Annotated in this window: 16 protein-coding genes and 1 tRNA gene; 2 read left to right on the top strand and 15 right to left on the bottom strand. The window is 67.8% G+C overall.

Annotated features, from left to right (window positions below; translation table 11 throughout):
- Nucleotides 1-6: 6 nt before the first annotated feature.
- From DVA86_RS27135 to DVA86_RS27075, 13 genes are all read right to left on the bottom strand, one after another.
- Nucleotides 7-80 (bottom strand) — tRNA-Ile (locus DVA86_RS27135).
- A 73-nt stretch (nucleotides 81-153) separates the two neighbouring features.
- Nucleotides 154-756 carry a DUF7178 family protein gene (locus DVA86_RS35570; RefSeq protein WP_245997230.1) on the bottom strand — a complete coding sequence of 201 codons (603 nt, stop codon included), beginning with the start codon at nucleotides 754-756 and terminating at the stop codon, nucleotides 154-156.
- Nucleotides 757-911: 155 nt separating this feature from the next.
- Entirely contained in the window at nucleotides 912-2,093 is a 1,182-nt protein-coding gene (locus tag DVA86_RS27125; RefSeq protein ID WP_208882212.1) for a DUF932 domain-containing protein, read from the bottom strand.
- Between the two features lie 154 nt (nucleotides 2,094-2,247).
- Nucleotides 2,248-2,679: a hypothetical protein gene (locus DVA86_RS27120; RefSeq protein ID WP_208882210.1), complete on the bottom strand. Its 432-nt coding sequence runs from the start codon at nucleotides 2,677-2,679 to the stop codon at nucleotides 2,248-2,250.
- A 192-nt stretch (nucleotides 2,680-2,871) separates the two neighbouring features.
- Nucleotides 2,872-3,177: a hypothetical protein gene (locus tag DVA86_RS27115; protein WP_208882208.1), complete on the bottom strand. Its 306-nt coding sequence runs from the start codon at nucleotides 3,175-3,177 to the stop codon at nucleotides 2,872-2,874.
- Nucleotides 3,178-3,309: 132 nt separating this feature from the next.
- On the bottom strand, nucleotides 3,310-3,645 hold the full coding sequence (locus DVA86_RS27110; RefSeq protein ID WP_208882206.1) for a hypothetical protein: 336 nt from the start codon (nucleotides 3,643-3,645) through the stop codon (nucleotides 3,310-3,312).
- A gap of 615 nt (nucleotides 3,646-4,260) precedes the next feature.
- Nucleotides 4,261-4,602: a hypothetical protein gene (locus tag DVA86_RS27105; RefSeq protein ID WP_208882204.1), complete on the bottom strand. Its 342-nt coding sequence runs from the start codon at nucleotides 4,600-4,602 to the stop codon at nucleotides 4,261-4,263.
- Nucleotides 4,603-4,779: 177 nt separating this feature from the next.
- Complete coding sequence (locus tag DVA86_RS27100) at nucleotides 4,780-5,850, bottom strand: DUF4192 domain-containing protein (RefSeq protein ID WP_208882202.1); 1,071 nt, start codon at nucleotides 5,848-5,850, stop codon at nucleotides 4,780-4,782.
- 258 nt (nucleotides 5,851-6,108) lie between these two features.
- Nucleotides 6,109-6,441, bottom strand: a complete 333-nt coding sequence (locus tag DVA86_RS27095; RefSeq protein WP_208882200.1) for a hypothetical protein — start codon at nucleotides 6,439-6,441, stop codon at nucleotides 6,109-6,111.
- The gene (locus DVA86_RS27090; protein ID WP_208882198.1) at nucleotides 6,438-6,821 is read right to left on the bottom strand and encodes a hypothetical protein; all 384 of its coding nucleotides are present in this window, start codon (nucleotides 6,819-6,821) and stop codon (nucleotides 6,438-6,440) included. Before DVA86_RS27090 ends, DVA86_RS27095 begins: the two co-directional genes overlap by 4 nt.
- 763 nt (nucleotides 6,822-7,584) lie before the next feature.
- A complete protein-coding gene (locus DVA86_RS27085; protein ID WP_208882196.1) occupies nucleotides 7,585-7,743 on the bottom strand; it encodes a hypothetical protein in 159 nt (52 codons plus the stop codon).
- A 28-nt stretch (nucleotides 7,744-7,771) separates the two neighbouring features.
- Complete coding sequence (locus DVA86_RS27080) at nucleotides 7,772-8,356, bottom strand: hypothetical protein (protein ID WP_208882195.1); 585 nt, start codon at nucleotides 8,354-8,356, stop codon at nucleotides 7,772-7,774.
- 542 nt (nucleotides 8,357-8,898) lie between these two features.
- The gene (locus DVA86_RS27075) at nucleotides 8,899-9,717 is read right to left on the bottom strand and encodes a hypothetical protein (RefSeq protein ID WP_222623371.1); all 819 of its coding nucleotides are present in this window, start codon (nucleotides 9,715-9,717) and stop codon (nucleotides 8,899-8,901) included.
- An 878-nt stretch (nucleotides 9,718-10,595) separates the two neighbouring features.
- On the opposite strand from DVA86_RS27075, the gene DVA86_RS27070 reads away from it, so the two are divergent.
- Nucleotides 10,596-10,925, top strand: a complete 330-nt coding sequence (locus tag DVA86_RS27070; protein ID WP_208882193.1) for a winged helix-turn-helix transcriptional regulator — start codon at nucleotides 10,596-10,598, stop codon at nucleotides 10,923-10,925.
- Nucleotides 10,926-10,946: 21 nt separating this feature from the next.
- On the opposite strand, the gene DVA86_RS27065 is transcribed toward DVA86_RS27070, so the two are convergent.
- Both DVA86_RS27065 and DVA86_RS27060 read right to left on the bottom strand, forming a co-directional pair.
- Complete coding sequence (locus DVA86_RS27065; protein ID WP_208882191.1) at nucleotides 10,947-12,836, bottom strand: AfsR/SARP family transcriptional regulator; 1,890 nt, start codon at nucleotides 12,834-12,836, stop codon at nucleotides 10,947-10,949.
- An 819-nt stretch (nucleotides 12,837-13,655) separates the two neighbouring features.
- Nucleotides 13,656-14,555: an MIP/aquaporin family protein gene (locus DVA86_RS27060; protein ID WP_425470936.1), complete on the bottom strand. Its 900-nt coding sequence runs from the start codon at nucleotides 14,553-14,555 to the stop codon at nucleotides 13,656-13,658.
- A 230-nt stretch (nucleotides 14,556-14,785) separates the two neighbouring features.
- On the opposite strand from DVA86_RS27060, the gene DVA86_RS27055 reads away from it, so the two are divergent.
- Nucleotides 14,786-15,919, top strand: coding sequence for a glutathione-independent formaldehyde dehydrogenase (locus tag DVA86_RS27055; protein ID WP_208882189.1), 1,134 nt, complete (start codon nucleotides 14,786-14,788; stop codon nucleotides 15,917-15,919).
- Nucleotides 15,920-16,065 lie beyond the last annotated feature (146 nt).

Below are 16,065 nucleotides of genomic sequence, written 5' to 3'. Positions count from 1 at the left end.
ACAAAGTGCCTGCGACAGGATTCGAACCTGCGACATGCGATTTATAAGATCGCTGCTCTTAACCCCTGAGCTACGCAGGCGGGGATGGCTGCACCCCAGTCGGGGCGGCCCGAGAAGCGGTTTGCCGAGGCCGTGGCGGTAGCGCCAGCGGGCTCAGGTGCGCGGAGGGCGCGTGCCGGTGCCCGCGATGCGGTCGGTGTGGACGACCCAGGTGACCGCCTGCACCGTGCTGGGCAGCTCCCCGAGCCGCTGCGCGGCCTCGCGGTAGGCGGCGGCCAGCAGTTCGTATCGCTGGCCGGAGAGGCCTCTGTCGCGACGTCCGTAGATGTCGCCGACCGCGATGTCGTGGGCGTGACGGTCGATTACGACGGCATCCGTGTCGCCGGGGTCGGCGATGCAGCGGAAGAAGTGCCCAGTCTTGCGGTCCATCGGCAGCACCTTGGCCGGGTCCGTCCCGGCCGCGATCACGGTCGCTTTGGCCAGGGCGTCCCCGAAGTGTCCGGAGGTGAGCCCGGTTTCGCATGCTTGGCGGGCCAGGCGGCAGGTCTGCGGCCACGATTTGTTCGCGGACAGCGCCGCGAGGACGCCAGCGCCAGCTCGTGCGTCACCACCGGTGATCACGCGCGCCAGCTCGTTCGCGATGCGGTACCAGCTGCGGCCCCGCTGCTCCTGCTCGGACGTGGCGCACTGCCACACGGTGAGGATGTTGTCGACGTACTGCTCGCGTTGTTTCTCGGATGCGCTCCAGGGGACCATCCCCTCCTCCTCCCTCCGGTGGCGGGCGAACGTCAGGAAGCCGGGCGCTCAGGACGCATCAGCGCAACCCGGCGAGGGGGAGCGCACGGCGGCGGTGAGCACGGCGGCGGCCGGAACCCGAGGGGGGTCTGGCCGCCGCCGTGGAGTGGTGGCTCTCAGCGCTGGCGCAGCGCCATCAGGCGCCGGTGCGCGGTGGACTTGACCTCGTCGTCGGTGCCCTCCAGTAGCCGCTGGCCGCGCGCACCGAGGGTGTTGTCTTTCAGCGCGCCGCTGGGCCGGATCGATGCGTAGTGGTCGAGGTACTCGGTCACCGCGCGCTCGCCCGCGTACGCGGTGCGTCCGGTGCGCTGCGCCTCGTTCTCGAAGAGGGCGGTGACCTTCTCACGGCGAGTGTCGGCGTTCCGCTTCCTGCGGGCCGTGGCATCGTCCTCGATGGGCCACAGCTCGGAAATGAGGTTCTGGAACTCATCGATCGCCAGATCGGTGCGGGCCAGCGCGGTCTCCTCCTGCGCCCAGTGGTCGAAATAGCGAACGGACAGCCCCAGGGTGCGGCGCGCTTCGCGCACCCGGTCCCGGGCCGACTTGGTGTGCCGGATCGTCCAGCGGCTGTAGGCGTCCCGTACGGCGAACCGTTCGGTGTTCGCGCACACCGGCCGCCAGGGAGTGACGCAGACGGTGAACGGGGACCATCCGTCATGGGAGTTGACGGCCGTGAGGAACGGCACGATCTCGTCGTTGATGCCCTCGGCATCGACGCGCACGCGCTCGGGCAGGCGCATCGAGAGGAACACCTTCTTACCCTCGCGCAGGGCACCAGCTGATTCCCAGATCACCTGGGAGTCGTTGACCAGCTCCTGCAGGAACGCGAACCCGTCGCGGTTCTGGATCACCTCATACCCCCTGCCGACGACGCCGAGCGCAGCGCCGGTGTCGGTGCGCACGGTGTGGAAGCGGCCGGGGTGCGTGCGGTTCGCGCCGTCCCACCGGTAGAGGGCGGGGACCAGCTCGACCTGATAGGCGATGCCCGCCAGGTCCAGGACCTTGTCGACGTCGGTGATGCCACCGGGGATGATGTTGCCCAGCCCGTGCCATGCCGGGACGGACGAGTACAACGCGGCGGAGCCGAGCGTGGTGTCCAGGCCGTGCTGCGGAACCCCTCTGGCGCTGAGGATCTCCCCAGCGTCCCAACCGGTCATGACCCGGTAGCGACCATCAGGCAGCCGTTCCACCGTTCCCTGGTTGATGCGAGCTTGGAGATCTTCCTCCCACCGGCGCGCGGCGGACAGCTGCTCCGCACGTTCGGTGGCGAACCCTTCGTTGACGTCAGTGGATATCACGATGACCTTCCTTCTTTTGGGGTGCATGAATCGCCTAATAGCGGCCTGTTCCTTCATCCGCTGAAAGGGCCGTCTCTCGCGTGGCTTTCGACGCGGCTTCTTGGTCCGCTGACCTCTGCCGGGAGGGAGGAGGGCGGGGCGGCGGGTGGGCGATTCATGACTGATCTTGCTGCTGTATGGCTTCCTGTTTGAGGGCAGCGGTCAGTTCTTCGGTCATGGCGGCAAGGCTGGCGGCGTGGAGGAGCCGGACGGTGTCCCGGGCTGTTTCGTCGGTCTGGTCGTCGCTTTGCAGGTCGAGGCCGGGGTCGAATTGGTCGATGGCTTCGCCGACGGCGCGGCGCATTGCGGGAAGTCCGCCGGTCCTGTGCAGGTAGGACAGCAGGTCGCAGATGATTTCTCCGGCGAGCAGGGGCGCATGGCCGGTGTCGAAGCGTATCCATCCGTCGTCGGCCTCATAGTCGCCTGCCTCACCGATGCGTTCGAGTACGAGGAGGAGATGGCAGAGTCCCCGTTCGTCTGCCGTCGATTTCAGTACATTGCTCGCGGTGACCAAGGGGAATTTTGGGAGGGGGCCGGTGTGTGTCACGGGCTTCTCCTTTCCGGATTGTGGACGTGCACGGCGGCTGGGGCCGGACTAAGGGAATCCGCCAGCAGGGCGAGCGCGGTCCTTCTTGGAGAGGTGCCGGGGGGGGGAAGGGCCCAAGGAATTCAGGGAGTGTACGCGAAGCCCTCGCCTGTGGACGTTCTGGGCGGGCGCGTTCCGTTGCGGGAGCGCGTCCTATTCTGGGTCTTCGGTCCCGGACACCACGGTGCCGTCGGCGAAGTGCACGTCGCCCAACGGCAGAAGGTAGCCGTGTTCACGGTGGTGCCGGACCAGGAGCCGCTGGAAGGCTTTGGCGATGTCCTGCCGGATGTCCCGCTGGGGGTCCTTGCACTCGGCACAGACAAGCGATATATATTCCTCCCCGATACCGTCGATCGTGAGCGTATTCGCGTCGCTCTCGTCGCCCAGATCAATGGTGAGAAATGCGGCCGACATGATCTCGAAGCAAGTACCGGAACACTCCGGGCTCTCGCACTCCATGGCACTAACCTTGTTCCTTTCCGTGAGCTCGGGCGTGCGGCAACAGGTCGAAGACCGCTCGATTCCCCACGCAGTCGCCGCAGAAAAGAGGGCCGGGGCCGCTCGCGTTCGCCGACCCCGGCTGTGAACGGCTTACTGGCTCAGTTCCGCCACCATGCGCTCCAGGTCCTCCAGCGTGTGGTGAGGGTCGAACAGCACGCCGTTGCCGTCGAGTTCCAGCGCGCGCTGCGCGAAGCCCTCGATGGTGATGCGCTCGCCCTCGCTGAATCCCAGGGCGCGGGCAGCCTCGTTACAGCGGAGCGTGGTGCTTCCCGAATCTTCCGGGTCCTTGATCTCCGCGCCTGCGAGCAGGGCTGCATGGAAAGCGAAGCACCCGGCGGTGCCATCGCGGTAGACCCACTGATCCCAGTCGTCGGGGTGTGTGCAGATGTGGTCCAAAGTCGCGTTCAACAGGGCTGTATTGGGCATGTGCTTGTATCTCCTCTCGTAGGTGTGGGGGTGAGGCCCGTAGGGCCGCAGACCCGTACGCCCGCCCCTGGGTGGGAGGGAAGTGAGAGGCAGGCGTACGGGCGTGCGGTGCTGCGGGCCGCTACTCCATGGCCGTCGCCGATGCAGCGAGAACGGCACAGACCCGTCGGCGCGCGGGTCGGCCGGGTTCTCTCCCGGGCTGGAACTGCCCGGGAGAGAACCGGCATGCCGCTCCTGAAGGCCAGAAGCGGACCGGCAGCGTGGAATGCAGACGAACTCGCTGCCGGAGGCGAAGAGGCTCGGGTTTCGCCACACCGGATTGTGCCGCTGTGAGGTAACCGCCCTTGTTGCATGACGCAGATGCGCTGCGGTCTGGTGCGGAAGCATCCCAGATCTCGCGCTCACTGCCGGTTGCCGTGATGGCGAAGGGGATCGGACTTCCGGCGAGGTGCTGTTCGCTTCGACTTCGATCACATAGTGGCGCTTCCACTGCAGGAAGAAGAGGCCACTTCAATACGGCCTCAGAACCGTCCCGTTTACCGATCTTGGGGAAATCTTCCTGGATCGTCGAAGGGACGAGGGTGGTCCGCTAAGGTGGTCCGGGCCGATGGGTGCCTAGGCGCTGATTTCTGCCACGATGCGTTCGAGATCGGTTAGCGTGCGGTGTGGATGAAACAGCTCCAAGCGTTCGTCCAGCGTGAGTTCCAGCGCGCACTGGGCGAAGTCCCCGATGGTGATGCGTTCGCCGTTGCTGAAGCCGTGGGCGCGGGCCGCCTCGTTGCAGCGGAGAGTGTCGTCCCCGGGGTCTTCTGGGGCGTTGATTTCCGCGCCTGCGAGCAGGGCTGCGTGGAAAGCGAAGCACCCGGCATTTCCATCGCGGTAGACCTGCTGGTCCCAGGTCTCGGGGTGCGTGCGGATCTGCTGCAGTGTCGCGTTCAGACGCTCGGTGTGGGCCATTTCCGGTGATCTCCTTTCGGGAACGGGTGGTGTTTTCCGTAGGGCCGCAGACCCGTACGCCCGCCTCCGGCCAGGGGAGCAAGGCGGGGCGGGCGTACGGGCGTGCGGTACTGCGGAGGTGGCTGCCTGTCCTGCGGCCGTGCGGGCCCGCAGGACGGGCAGGCGTGAACGGGCAGGTCAGGTGCGCTCGGCGCGCCGCCGGGCGCGTTCCGTGCGTGCGACCTCTCGCAGCGGCTCCAGGGGAAGCCGGTTGCGCAGCGCGCAGGACAGGAGCTGGGCCATGGTGTACTCGGCGTCCGCGTCCAGCGCGTGGTCGAGGGCGACGCGCGCGGTGGACCGGTCGCCAGCGCACAGCGCCGTCCAGCCCAGCAGCGTCAACGCCGGGGCGGCGCAACTGGCGTAGGAAGGTACGCATCGCCGGGCGAGGCAGCGCCATAGCCGCTGAGAGGCGGCGAGTTCGCCCGGTTCGCAGTGCTCGAAGCCCCGGTCGCGTACCTCGACGTTCAGCAGGCCGATCAGTAACCGGGCCGCCACTTCGGCGTCGAGATCCTCTGCGCCGCGCTGGAAGTCCTTCAGCGCGTTCTCCACCAGATGCTCGATCTCCTCCCAGACGGCTTCGCGGCCCTCGGCGGCAAGCTGGGTCGCCAGGTCCCTTTGGGCCTCGTCCAGGGCCCGGCGCTGCTCGGCGGCGCGCTCGCCGGTGACCGGTGTGAAGGTGGCGGCTATGTCCTCCGAGCGCGGTGCGGGCGCAATGCCCGCGTACACCGCGGTGGCGACTGCCGGTGGCGGATCCTCACCGCGCAACGGCGTCCCTTCCTCGGCGGCGGAGTACGAGCCGGTGTAGGACCACCAGCATCCCGCCGAGAGGCACAGTGATTCGAACAGCGGCAGGTCGTGGTGCGTGCAGGCGTCCTCGATGACGGTGTGCAGCGGCGCCAGGAAGCACGTGACCGTGGCACCGGTCTCTCCCTCACCCGGCTCCCGGCACAGGCAGGCCAGGACACCGGTCAGCTCGGGGCCGGCTGCCCGGACAAGATCCTCCAGTCCGCACTCAGCGACTGCGGGCCAGGCTCCGGGGTCCTCGGGGACGGGAGCCGTCATCACCTTCCCCAACCGCCCGGAGTGCCCGGTGACAGCGATGAGGACGATGCCGTTGCTCGGATAGGTTTCCACCAGGTACGGCAGGAGCGCGGCAAGGTCGGCGGGTCCTTCCGAGACCGCCCTGAGACGCTCGTGGTCAGCCGTCATGTCCTTCTCCCTTCGTGTGTTTCGCTGTTACTCGGTGCCTGTACGCGACGAGCAGCAGAAGGTGTCTGGGGCCGCAGCGCGCGGCACTGGTACGCGACCCGGTGCCGCCGTAGGCGCATAGGGCGCGGCCATGCGCTCTCGCTCCCGGACGCGAGTGATCGTCCGGGGCTCAGGCGAGCTGGCAGTCGGCGACTTCGCGGGCTGCGGCGGCGCCGACCATCGTGCGACCGTTGCGCAGCTTCCGGAGCTTCGCCGTGATCACTCACTCCCGCCGTAGCACTCCTCGACGGGAACCCCTTGCTCGGCCGCGTGCTTGATGCAGCTCTCCGCCGCCTCGATGAAGAACGCCAGCGCCTTGCGGGCGCCTTCGGCGTTCGTTGCTGCATACGCGTAGTCAGCGTGCTGGACGGGCACCAGGTCACCGCGAGGGCCGAAGACCCCGTACATGTGCCCATCGATGCACAGCAGCGACGACGCCTTGCGCGGGCGACTCTGTACCTCTCGGTACGCCGTCCCGATGATCCCGTCGACCGCCCGGAAACAGATGGTCAAGCCATCCGAGAGCGTGTGACGGTTCTTCGGCGTGATCACTCGCCACACTCGAACGTCATGGTGAGGATGATCGCCCTATCGCCCGCGTAAGCGTGGTACGGCTTGAAGATCCGCAGCGTGTTGCCGGATACCTGGAAGTCGTCCCCCTCCAGCGGCCACTGGTACCGGAACTCTCGGCGCGCTCCGCCGATCTCGCGACTCTCGAACGTCGGCCCGCCCGTGCGCACGACGTGCGTCCTGCCCTCGTGGCGGTACGTCTGATCCGGGGTGACGTACGTCCGGGTGACCTCCCGCGTCCCACCGTCCGCGCTGTAGTCATGGTTGATGACATGCAGTCGCGTGCCTGGCTGGACGCGATCTTGCAGCTCCATCAAGGCTGCGACGTTTTCTGCGGTGGTGTGCTTGCTAGCCTCGGTCATGGTCCTACCTCTCCACGATGAGGACCGATTGCGGGGCCCCGGACTGCCATCCGGGGCCCGTGCCTCATTTCCGGTAGAGGCAAGGGAACGCATCCCGCTGGGAACGGGATGCGCTCGGCTTGCACCGGCCGGTCAAATGCGGTCGCTCCAGCCCTCGTTCGGCTCGATGAATCGCCGCTTGATCTCCCGTGTTCCGTCAGCCCCCGCCCGAACACGCCGCAGGGCTCCGACTCGCCGTGCGAACTGCCGAGTGGCCAGGTTTCTGTCCGTGAGATCGAATGCGCGCTGGCATGCTGCATCTCTGGAAGCGGCGCGCACCTGCCATTCCACGAGATAGGCCGGGGCTAATGGGGGGTACGCGGCGACTAGGACGCGGTACGTACGCACGGCCATGATCACTCGCCCCTCTCATCCGGGCCCGCGTAGGCCGGATTCCGGGGAGTGGCGCGCACCTCGGTCTCCCAGATCACAGCGCCTTTCGGCGCCATGCCAGACGCGTCAGGCTCGTACCGCGCAGCGCTGTACCCGTCGTTGTAGTGCGTCTCGCCGTCCTCACCCTCGAACACCACGCGCCCGTACCAACGAGCGTGCTGCGGGGTGGACTTCCAACCTCTCATGATCGCCTCTCCCGTCGATCACGCATCCTGTGCTGCCACACAGGGGTTCCGCTGCGGAACCAAGAGGACGGCCGTACGAGACGGCCGTCCGATGGCTCTTACAGGGCGTCAGTTCGCGGCGTGGCCTCGCAGTTCAGCCAAGATCACTACAGCCCCTGCGGTGTCGGCCCGTAGTCGACCACTCGGCCGGTGAAGCGGTGGATCAGGTGACAGGTGAGCCGGGCCATGCGTTCCGGCACCCGCACCAGATACGAGGACAAATTGGGGTCGTGGACGTCGAAGACGTACACCAACTTCGTGATCATTCCCTTCCCTCATCTGTGTGCCGACCGTTCATCGACCGCTGTAGGCCAGGTCCGGAACCCCGGCGAGGGACGGCGGCCCCTCGAACACCAGCGGCTCGGGGGCTACTTCTTCCGCCCGTCGCAGTTCCTCTTCGATGCGGGCCAGTACCGCGTTCTCCTCGCGTGCAGGTGTCGGCTGCGCTTCAGCTGCTTGGGCGATCGGCGCGCAGGCCGGGCCACCGCAGTCCATCCCGACACACAGGTCCGTCATGCGGGCAGGGGTCATCGGTGAGCCGACGTCGCGGTACCGGGTCGCGGGGTAGTCACGCTCGAATCCGTCCCGCCCCCGGTACACGGCCAGCGCGGTACGAATTCTGGCGTCCGGATGAGCCACGAACAGCCCCGCGAGCACATCGCGGTGCGCATGCCAGCAGGCGTACGGCCCGCGCCGCCCCGACGGCGCTGTGCGGGCTCCCACACCTCGGCTGTCGCTCACACGCAGCCGCGCGACGACGGAATTTCCTCGCGTCCAGTGCGCATCCGGGGAAACGATGACATTCCCCTCGTACCTGCGCCACGACACGTCATCCGTGATTGCGAAGAAGTCTCCCAGGGAGACTCCGGAAATTCTCATGACCTCCTCCCTCCCGGGAAGATCACAGTTTCTTATCGCGCGAAGTGATCTGCTTTTCGCGCGAACGAGCCTGCGCATCAGGCGCCGCTCTGGCGTCAATGCATGCTCACTTGAATACGGGCGCGCAGCGACCCCGGTTACCGATCACGGAAGAATTCATTCAAGATTCTTTCCGTTCGCTTGGCTTGGAGGTCCCCCGCGCACCCGCGCACCGTTCTTTCACGCTCTCACTTCAATACGGCGTCCGGAGACTCCCAATTACCGATCACCCGGAGAATTACAGCATCTTTCGGCGGTAGGTGATCGCGCAGCGATCGAGGGGCGGTATCCGCTGATTCACTCGGCGGGAACCATCTGCCGTCGTAGATCGCGCCGCAGAGTGGCGCACCGCGCCGGTGTTCACGCCGGTGTGCTCTACTCCAATACGGCGACCGAAGGTTCCGAATTACCGATCATGGGGAAACCATCACTGGATTTTCCGGCACTGGATATGCGGCAGGGTCCCGAGTACGAGACTCGGGACCCTGCAAGCGGCGTGCCCTTTAGCGGGACTGGTCGGGGCGCGTGGACCGGTACACCATGTCTTCACGCACGGTGTCCAGATCACCTTTCAGCTTGCGCCATTCCTTGCGGGCGGCATCCCGCGTTTGCTGCACCTTCCACGACGAATTCCGGGGCCCACCGTAGAGGGACTGTGCGGCTTTCCCGAACACGCCGCCGCGCCCGAGATCATCCACTGTGTTCGCGATGTCGATGATCTGTTTGATTGTCGGGAAGTCGCTTCCGTCGCCCCAGGCGGAACGGAAAATCTCGCGGCTGTAGTCCGCGAGATAGGGAGTCACCGCCAGCGCGGGCAGTGTCGAGACGTGAGGCATTCCGCGCATCACCTGTGCGCCCGGAACGGAGTCGACTTCTTCCGGCTGGACGTCTAGCCGGTACCCGTTGCGCGCGGCAGCGTCGCGCACCGCCCAGCGCTGCACGGTTTTCCGGCTGACGATGATCACCCCGCCGTCCCGGCGCACGTACTGCCATGCGCACGGTTCGCACGTCTCCACCCAGACGGCGGAAACGTCGCAGGAGGTGACAATTTCCCCGAGCCGCTTTGCGAAGATCAAAACGGCGTCCTGTGTCACGTCGTCGCTGACGTCGTCTGTCCCGTAGGGAGCGTGTCCGCTCTTGACGATGGTGGCGCACCGGTTCGCGCGCTTGCGTGAGCGCGTGGAATCCACCACTCGGCAGTATCGCCGTGCCAGCTCGCCCATTTCCGTGAAGTCGGTTTCTGTCACGCGCGACATGTCCTCAGCGGTGACGTGTCCGCGCGCCCGTCCCGCCTTTTCGTGTCCTAATGCCTGGTCTGCCACGATCGTACTCCGATCGTCGGTGACGCGCGCCGGTTGCGCTGCGTCCTTTCCCTTTCATTCTCCCGAAAATACGCGAGAATTCAAGGGGTGAAAGGCGGTATTTCCATGATTGTTTCTCTGCTCAGTATTCGCGGAAACCGCGCGCGAGCAGCGCATTCGAGTGTTGGTCGAGGAATGAGAAATAGTCAACAAGTAAATCGAACCAATCTTCTCAAAAACAACGCATTCAATATCTCACAATTCCAGTATTCGAAGCGCCCAAACTTTCTTCACCCCCTCCCGCAACCTGACTGTTCACCGGCCTAGCGGCCATCATTAGTCGCGGTGAGCACGGGTACGGGCTCTCTGGGCTCTGACCTGCAACAAGGCCGACTTGGGGGCGACTCCCCTAGGAGGGCCCCCCAGAGGGGGTCCCATGGGGGGTGGGACAGGGGGTCCCGCGGGCTATGACTCAGCGTGTTCCGCCAGAGGTGGCGGGGCAGGAGGATGTGCCTGGGGATGCGCCTGGCGCGTCCCCTCAACGTGCGGTGCGTCATGTGCGTAGCTGGATGGGCTCTGATCAGGGGTCATTCCTGGAACGGCTTACGCGCTTGCCTGGGAGGCTGCGCGTATGCGTTTGGCAGTTGAGGAAAACCGGGTGCGCGGCTGGATTTGGCCACCGTAGCGCTGGGTGCGCGCAGCGTGCGCGACACAGGGGGAAGTAATGTCTGACGGCGAAGACCATCGACCACGGCGGGCAAGGTTACGCGCCCGGGGGCTGTTTACGAAAGCGAGCAGGCGCGGCTCTGAGAAAGAACCGCCACCGCAGTCATATGCGATTCGCAAGGAGGCATCTCCGCTCGGCAGGTCCATGATATCACCCATTTACTGAACGGGGAATGGATGCCGGATATTCTGATGCCGTTGTCGAAGGGGACGGAGCAGTATTCGAATCTTCTGACTTCTATTCGGGCCAATGCCGGTGGCGCGGACTGGTCAGGTCACCGGCGCCGGTATCTGCAACAGACCGTACTGAACCGCACTCTGCGGCGCTGGAGCAGGAGAAGCTGGTCGACCGCCACCGCGACGACGGCTTCCCCTATCGCGTCTCGTACCAGTTGACGCCCGCCGCCGAGGAACTGCTCGTAGCCTTGGTGCCGTTGGCAGCATGGGCCGAACACCATCCGGGCCTGATAAAGGACGCTCGACGCCGAAGGCGCGAAGAGTAGGCAGTCGGCCCGCACACTGGATCAGCCGTCGGCCTGACCGCGGGAGTCGGCGGGCCGGGCGCGGTGCAGGGATTCGCACAGCGTGACGGTCTGCGGGCTGGGCTGTTCGTCGAGTTCCGCGAGGGTGGTGGTCAGCAGCGCGAGGGTGCGGGGGATGGCGTCGTGCCGACCCAGGCGGGCCTGGAGGCGGGCGATGTCCTGATAGAGGGCCTCGTTGTAGGGGTCGAGTTCGCGGGCGCGCTCCAGCATCCGGAGGGCTTCTTCGGGATCCGTGTCGGCCACGGTGTGGGCTAGCGTGCTGAGGGCGTCGAGGACGTCGCGGCGCAGAGCTTCGCGAGGTGCTTCGATCCACTCGGCACTCAGATCGTTGGCGAGGTCGCCGTGGTAGAGATCGTCGATGCGGCGTACGGCCTCGAGCCGGTGTGCGTACCGGTTCTCGGGGCGGGCCGCGTGCAGGGCGTCGCGAAGCTGCCACAGGTCGACGCAGCCCTGATCGCGGTTGAGTGCGTAGTGCCCGTCGTGATGCACGATGAGGTCGTCGATCCGGCTGTCGGTGGCGGTGCGCAGGGCGCGGCGCAGTTGGCTGAGCGTGGCATGGAGCGCGTTGTAAGGGCGGTCGGCGGGTGCATCGGGCCACAGAGTCACGGCGAGGGTCTCCCGCCGTACGCCCTCGGGGTGCAGCGCGAGGAAGGTGAGGACGTCGCGTTGCCGTGGTGCCAGGGCGGCGGTGACGTTCTGGTGATGGTCGCCGTGGTGATGGACCACGTGGAGGTTGCCGAGCACATCGATGGTCACCGCGTTGTCGGGTCCACTCGTGGCAGCGTCGTAGGAGGCGTGCTCCTCGCCACTGCCGGAGGTCCTTTCCGCCCTGCGTGCCGACTCGGTGGAGCTTGAACCGCGTACACCAGGTGTATTCGCTGGTTCCTCGGCCTGGCGGACTGACGCCGGAGGGGCTTCGGGTTCGGACTGCGCCAGTTCGAGTTCGCTCTGCCCAGCGGCGGGGAGCGGATACACGCGGCCGGAGTCGGACGTTCGCACGCTCTGGGCCGGATGCGCGGGCGGTGCAAAATCTGGTACGGGCCCGCTGCCGGGCACTGCGGCGAGTTGGGGTTCGGGCTGCGGCACGGCTGCGTCGTCGGCTTCGGTGAGCAGGTCCAGCAGGACCTGGCAGTCGAGGGCTGGCAGGGTGAAGAGGCGGCTGCCTGCGAGCGTGCCGGCGAGGGAGTCGCTGGTGGCCGAGACAGTGCCGTCGGCGCGGACATGGGCAGTTGCCCCGGGGCGCCACTGCCCGAGCAGGACGCCGGTGATGCCGAGCGTGGAGCCGTTGTCCAGGAGTGCCTGGAGCCGTCGTTGCGCGTGCGGGGCGGGAGAGGCGATGAGTACCAGCTCCCGCTCGTGCCCCGCGTCGGAGGCGGGTTCGGTCCCGTCACCGGCTGCGGTGCGCGTACGGGTAAGGAGTTCGGCTTCCATCGTGTCAAGGGTGGCATCGAGGGTGTCGACGAGGCGCAGCCGGGCGAGCGTGGGCGGAACGGTCGCGTCCTGGTCGGGGCTGAGGAGCAGTTGAGCGTCGGTGGCGGGTACGAGAAGTTCGGCGTCTCTCGCACGGGGGTGGCGACGTTCGGTGAGGAGGGAGACGGCGAGCGCGCGGAGGGCGTCGGGGGCTCCGGGGCCGACCAGGCCCAGGCCGCGGGTGCGGGCCAGATCCAGGGCGACGGCGCGGCCGTCCGTGACCGCGACGACGCGGCCACCTTGCGGCGGCGCCACCGAGCCGTGGTGGGAGGGGAGGAGGCGGCCGGTGAAGTGATCGTGGGACTCCGGCAGCGCGCTTGTGGTATCGCCGTTGCCGTCTGCTGGGGGGTGTGCGTGGTCGTGGGCGAGGCGGAGGGCGCGGACGACGGGGGCGATGGTCACATCGTCGCGCGTTCCGCTGCCGGGGCGGTAGCGGATGCGTCGTCGCCGTCGTACGGACAGCCAGACGGCGGTGATGGCGGCGGCCAGGCCCAGGGAGACGAACGCCCCGCTGGGCAGGGAGATGCCGGGGCCCGGCAGCGGCTCGTGCTGGTCGTCCCCGCTGCGGTCCTCATCTCGGTCGTGCGGGGCGGGGGCTGGCTCTTATACACCGGCGGGGCGGCGGGCGCTCTCGGAGGTGGACAGCCCGGCGGTTCCCGGAGACCGAGCAGTGCGACACGATTTCCTGTGTCTCCTTCGTTTTTGTACAGATCCCGCGCCAACCGCTACCTACACCTACGCCTCCGTCGGCATCGTCCGCTGTATACAAGGGACAGGACCCCCTGCCAAGCGACCCGGTCCGCGCCCGCGCCCGCGCAGACGAGCGAGCCCGCGCAGGCGGCCCCGCCCGTACCGCTCCGCCCCCGGCGGGCCGGTCTGCCCCGGCGGTCTTCGGCCGCGTGGGCGCCGCTGTCGCGCTGACGCTCGTGGTGCGCGCGGCCTGCGCGTGGCCCGGCGCGGCCGCTCCGTGGGCGGGAGACGCAGCCGGACGGCGGGCGTCAGGGGTCCGCGAGGTGCCAGTCAGCCCGTCTCACGGTGGCCCCCGCCTCGTGCCGGTCCGCCCCCGGTGGGCCGGTCTGCCCCGGCGGTCTTCGGCCGCGTGGGCGCCGCTGTCGCGCTGACGCTCGTGGTGCGCGCGGCCTGCGCGTGGCCCGGCGCGGCCGCCCCGTGGTGGGCGGGAGACTCAGCCGGACGGCGGGCGTCAGAGGGACCGCGACGCGGTCACTCCGACTGGGACTCCGGGGTCGGGACGCGGCCCGGTTCCGGGCCCGCCGTGCGGGCCGCGACCACGTGGCCCACGAACGCGTCGTAGACCAGTGCCCCGATCACCCCGCCGATCAGCGGGCCCACGATCGGGATCCACCAGTAGTTGCTGAACCAGTCGAACGTGCCCGGCAGCGCGATCTCCCCCCAGCCCGCGAAGTACGCGAACAGCCGCGGGCCGAAGTCGCGCGCCGGGTTGATGGCGTACCCGGCGTTCGGGCCGAAGGTCAGGCCGATGACGAGGACGATCAGGCCGATCAGGTACGGGCCGAGGTTCGCCGCCGGTCCCGTGTTCCGCAGGTCGGTGATCGCGCAGACCAGCAGCACCAGCACCGCCGTGCCCACGATCTGGTCCAGCAGCGGCCCCCAGTTCGAGCCGCCGAAGTACTCGGCCGGGAAGGTGGCGAAGATCGAGTACGTGTCGAGGGACGCCTCGCGCTTCACGCCCGCGCCGTGGTTGATCGCGTCGATGGCCCAGCGGTAGACGGCGCAGGTGAGCATGGCCGCGACGAAGGCGCCGGCCAGCTGTGCCAGCCAGTACGGGGCGACCTTGCTCCAGGCGAAACCGCGGCGCACGGCGAGGGCCAGGGTCACGGCCGGGTTGATGTGGGCGCCGCTGACGCCGCCCGCGACGTACACGCCGAACACCACCGCGAGGCCCCAGCCGAACGAGATGATCAGCCAGCTCGCGGGCCCGAACGGGCCCTCCTGGCGCCCCGACCCCGGCAGGCCGACGACCGCGACGGCGACCGAGGCGGTGCCCAGCAGGATCAGTACGAACGTGCCCAGGAACTCGGCGAGCATCTCGCCGCCGAGACCCTCGCGATATCCACGACGGCGTTCACCACTCTTGACCATCGGCCCTCACCTCGTAGCAGAGACAGCGAAGAGAATCGCCCGTAGGGCACGTTATGGATGAAACTGCGACAAATTGCGCCCGCCGCGCGCGGGAGCCCCCGAACGCGCCACCCGGCCGGACGGCTGACCGGTCGGCCGATCCTCGGTAAATGTCGCGAATGTTGTCATTAGTGCGCCGACTCGTGGGCACCCGTAAGTGCCGGCGCCGTACACCACCCGAGGAGGCACCCGTGAAAGCCGTCGTCTACCAGGAGCCCTTCAGGGTCACGGTCGAGACCGTCGAGGACCCCCGGATCGAGCAGCCCACCGATGTCGTCATCAAGATCACGACGTCCGCGATCTGCGGCTCCGATCTGCACATGTACGAGGGGCGTACGGGCGCGGAGCCCGGCATCGTCTTCGGTCACGAGAACATGGGCATCGTGCAGGAGGTCGGCTCGGGCGTCGCCCGGGTGCGCAAGGGGGACCGGGTGGTGCTGCCGTTCAACGTGGCCTGCGGCTTCTGCCGCAACTGCCTGGCCGGGAACACCGGCTTCTGCCTCACCGTGAACGAGGGCTTCGCGGGCGGCGCGTACGGCTACGTGTCGATGGGCCCCTACCGCGGCGGCCAGGCCGAGTACCTGCGCGTCCCGTTCGCCGACTTCAACTGCCTGCGGCTGCCGCCGGGCGACGAGCACGAGGACGACTTCGCCCTGCTCGCCGACATCTTCCCCACCGGCTACCACGCGACCGAGCTGGCCCGCGTCTCGCCGGGGGAGACCGTGAGCGTCTTCGGTGCCGGGCCGGTCGGGCTGATGGCCGCGTACTCCGCGCTGATCCGCGGCGCCTCCCGGGTCTTCGTCGTGGACAAGCAGCCGGACCGGCTGCGGCTCGCGGAGCAGATCGGCGCGACCCCGATCGACTTCAGCCAGGGCGACGCCGCCGAGCAGATCAAGGACCGGCTGGGCGGCGAGGGCACCGACAAGGGCATTGACGCCGTCGGCTACCAGGCGACCGTGCCCGAGGGCGACGAGCAGCCCGCGATGGTGCTCAACACGCTGGTCGAGACCGTACGCCCGACGGGTGCGCTCGGTGTCGTCGGGCTGTACGTGCCGTCCGACCCGGGCGGGCCCACCGAGTCCGCGAAGATCGGCGAACTCCTCTTCAAGACGGGCCGGTTCTTCGAGAAGGGCCTGCGGATGGGCACCGGGCAGGCGAACGTGAAGGCGTACAACCGGCAGCTGCGCGACCTGATCATCGCGGACCGCGCCACCCCGAGCTTCGTCGTCTCGCAGCACCTGCCGCTCGACTCGGCCCCGGAGGCGTACCAGCGCTTCGACCAGCGGGAGAACGGCTGGACGAAGGTGCTGCTGCAGCCCGCCTGAGCCCCTGCCGGGACACGGCCCGTACGGCCCGCCCGTACGGGCCCCCGCGCGCATCTCGTCACGGCCATTGACACCGTCCGGCCCCGACCCTACGGTCCCGTCCGCAATCGATTCGACGGACCTCGTCGAATCGTTTCGATTCGATC

It is taken from the genome of Streptomyces armeniacus, assembly GCF_003355155.1.
Taxonomy (GTDB): domain Bacteria; phylum Actinomycetota; class Actinomycetes; order Streptomycetales; family Streptomycetaceae; genus Streptomyces; species Streptomyces armeniacus.
Note: the sequence above shows the minus strand (reverse complement) of the source record. Positions and strands in the feature narration are given on the sequence as shown.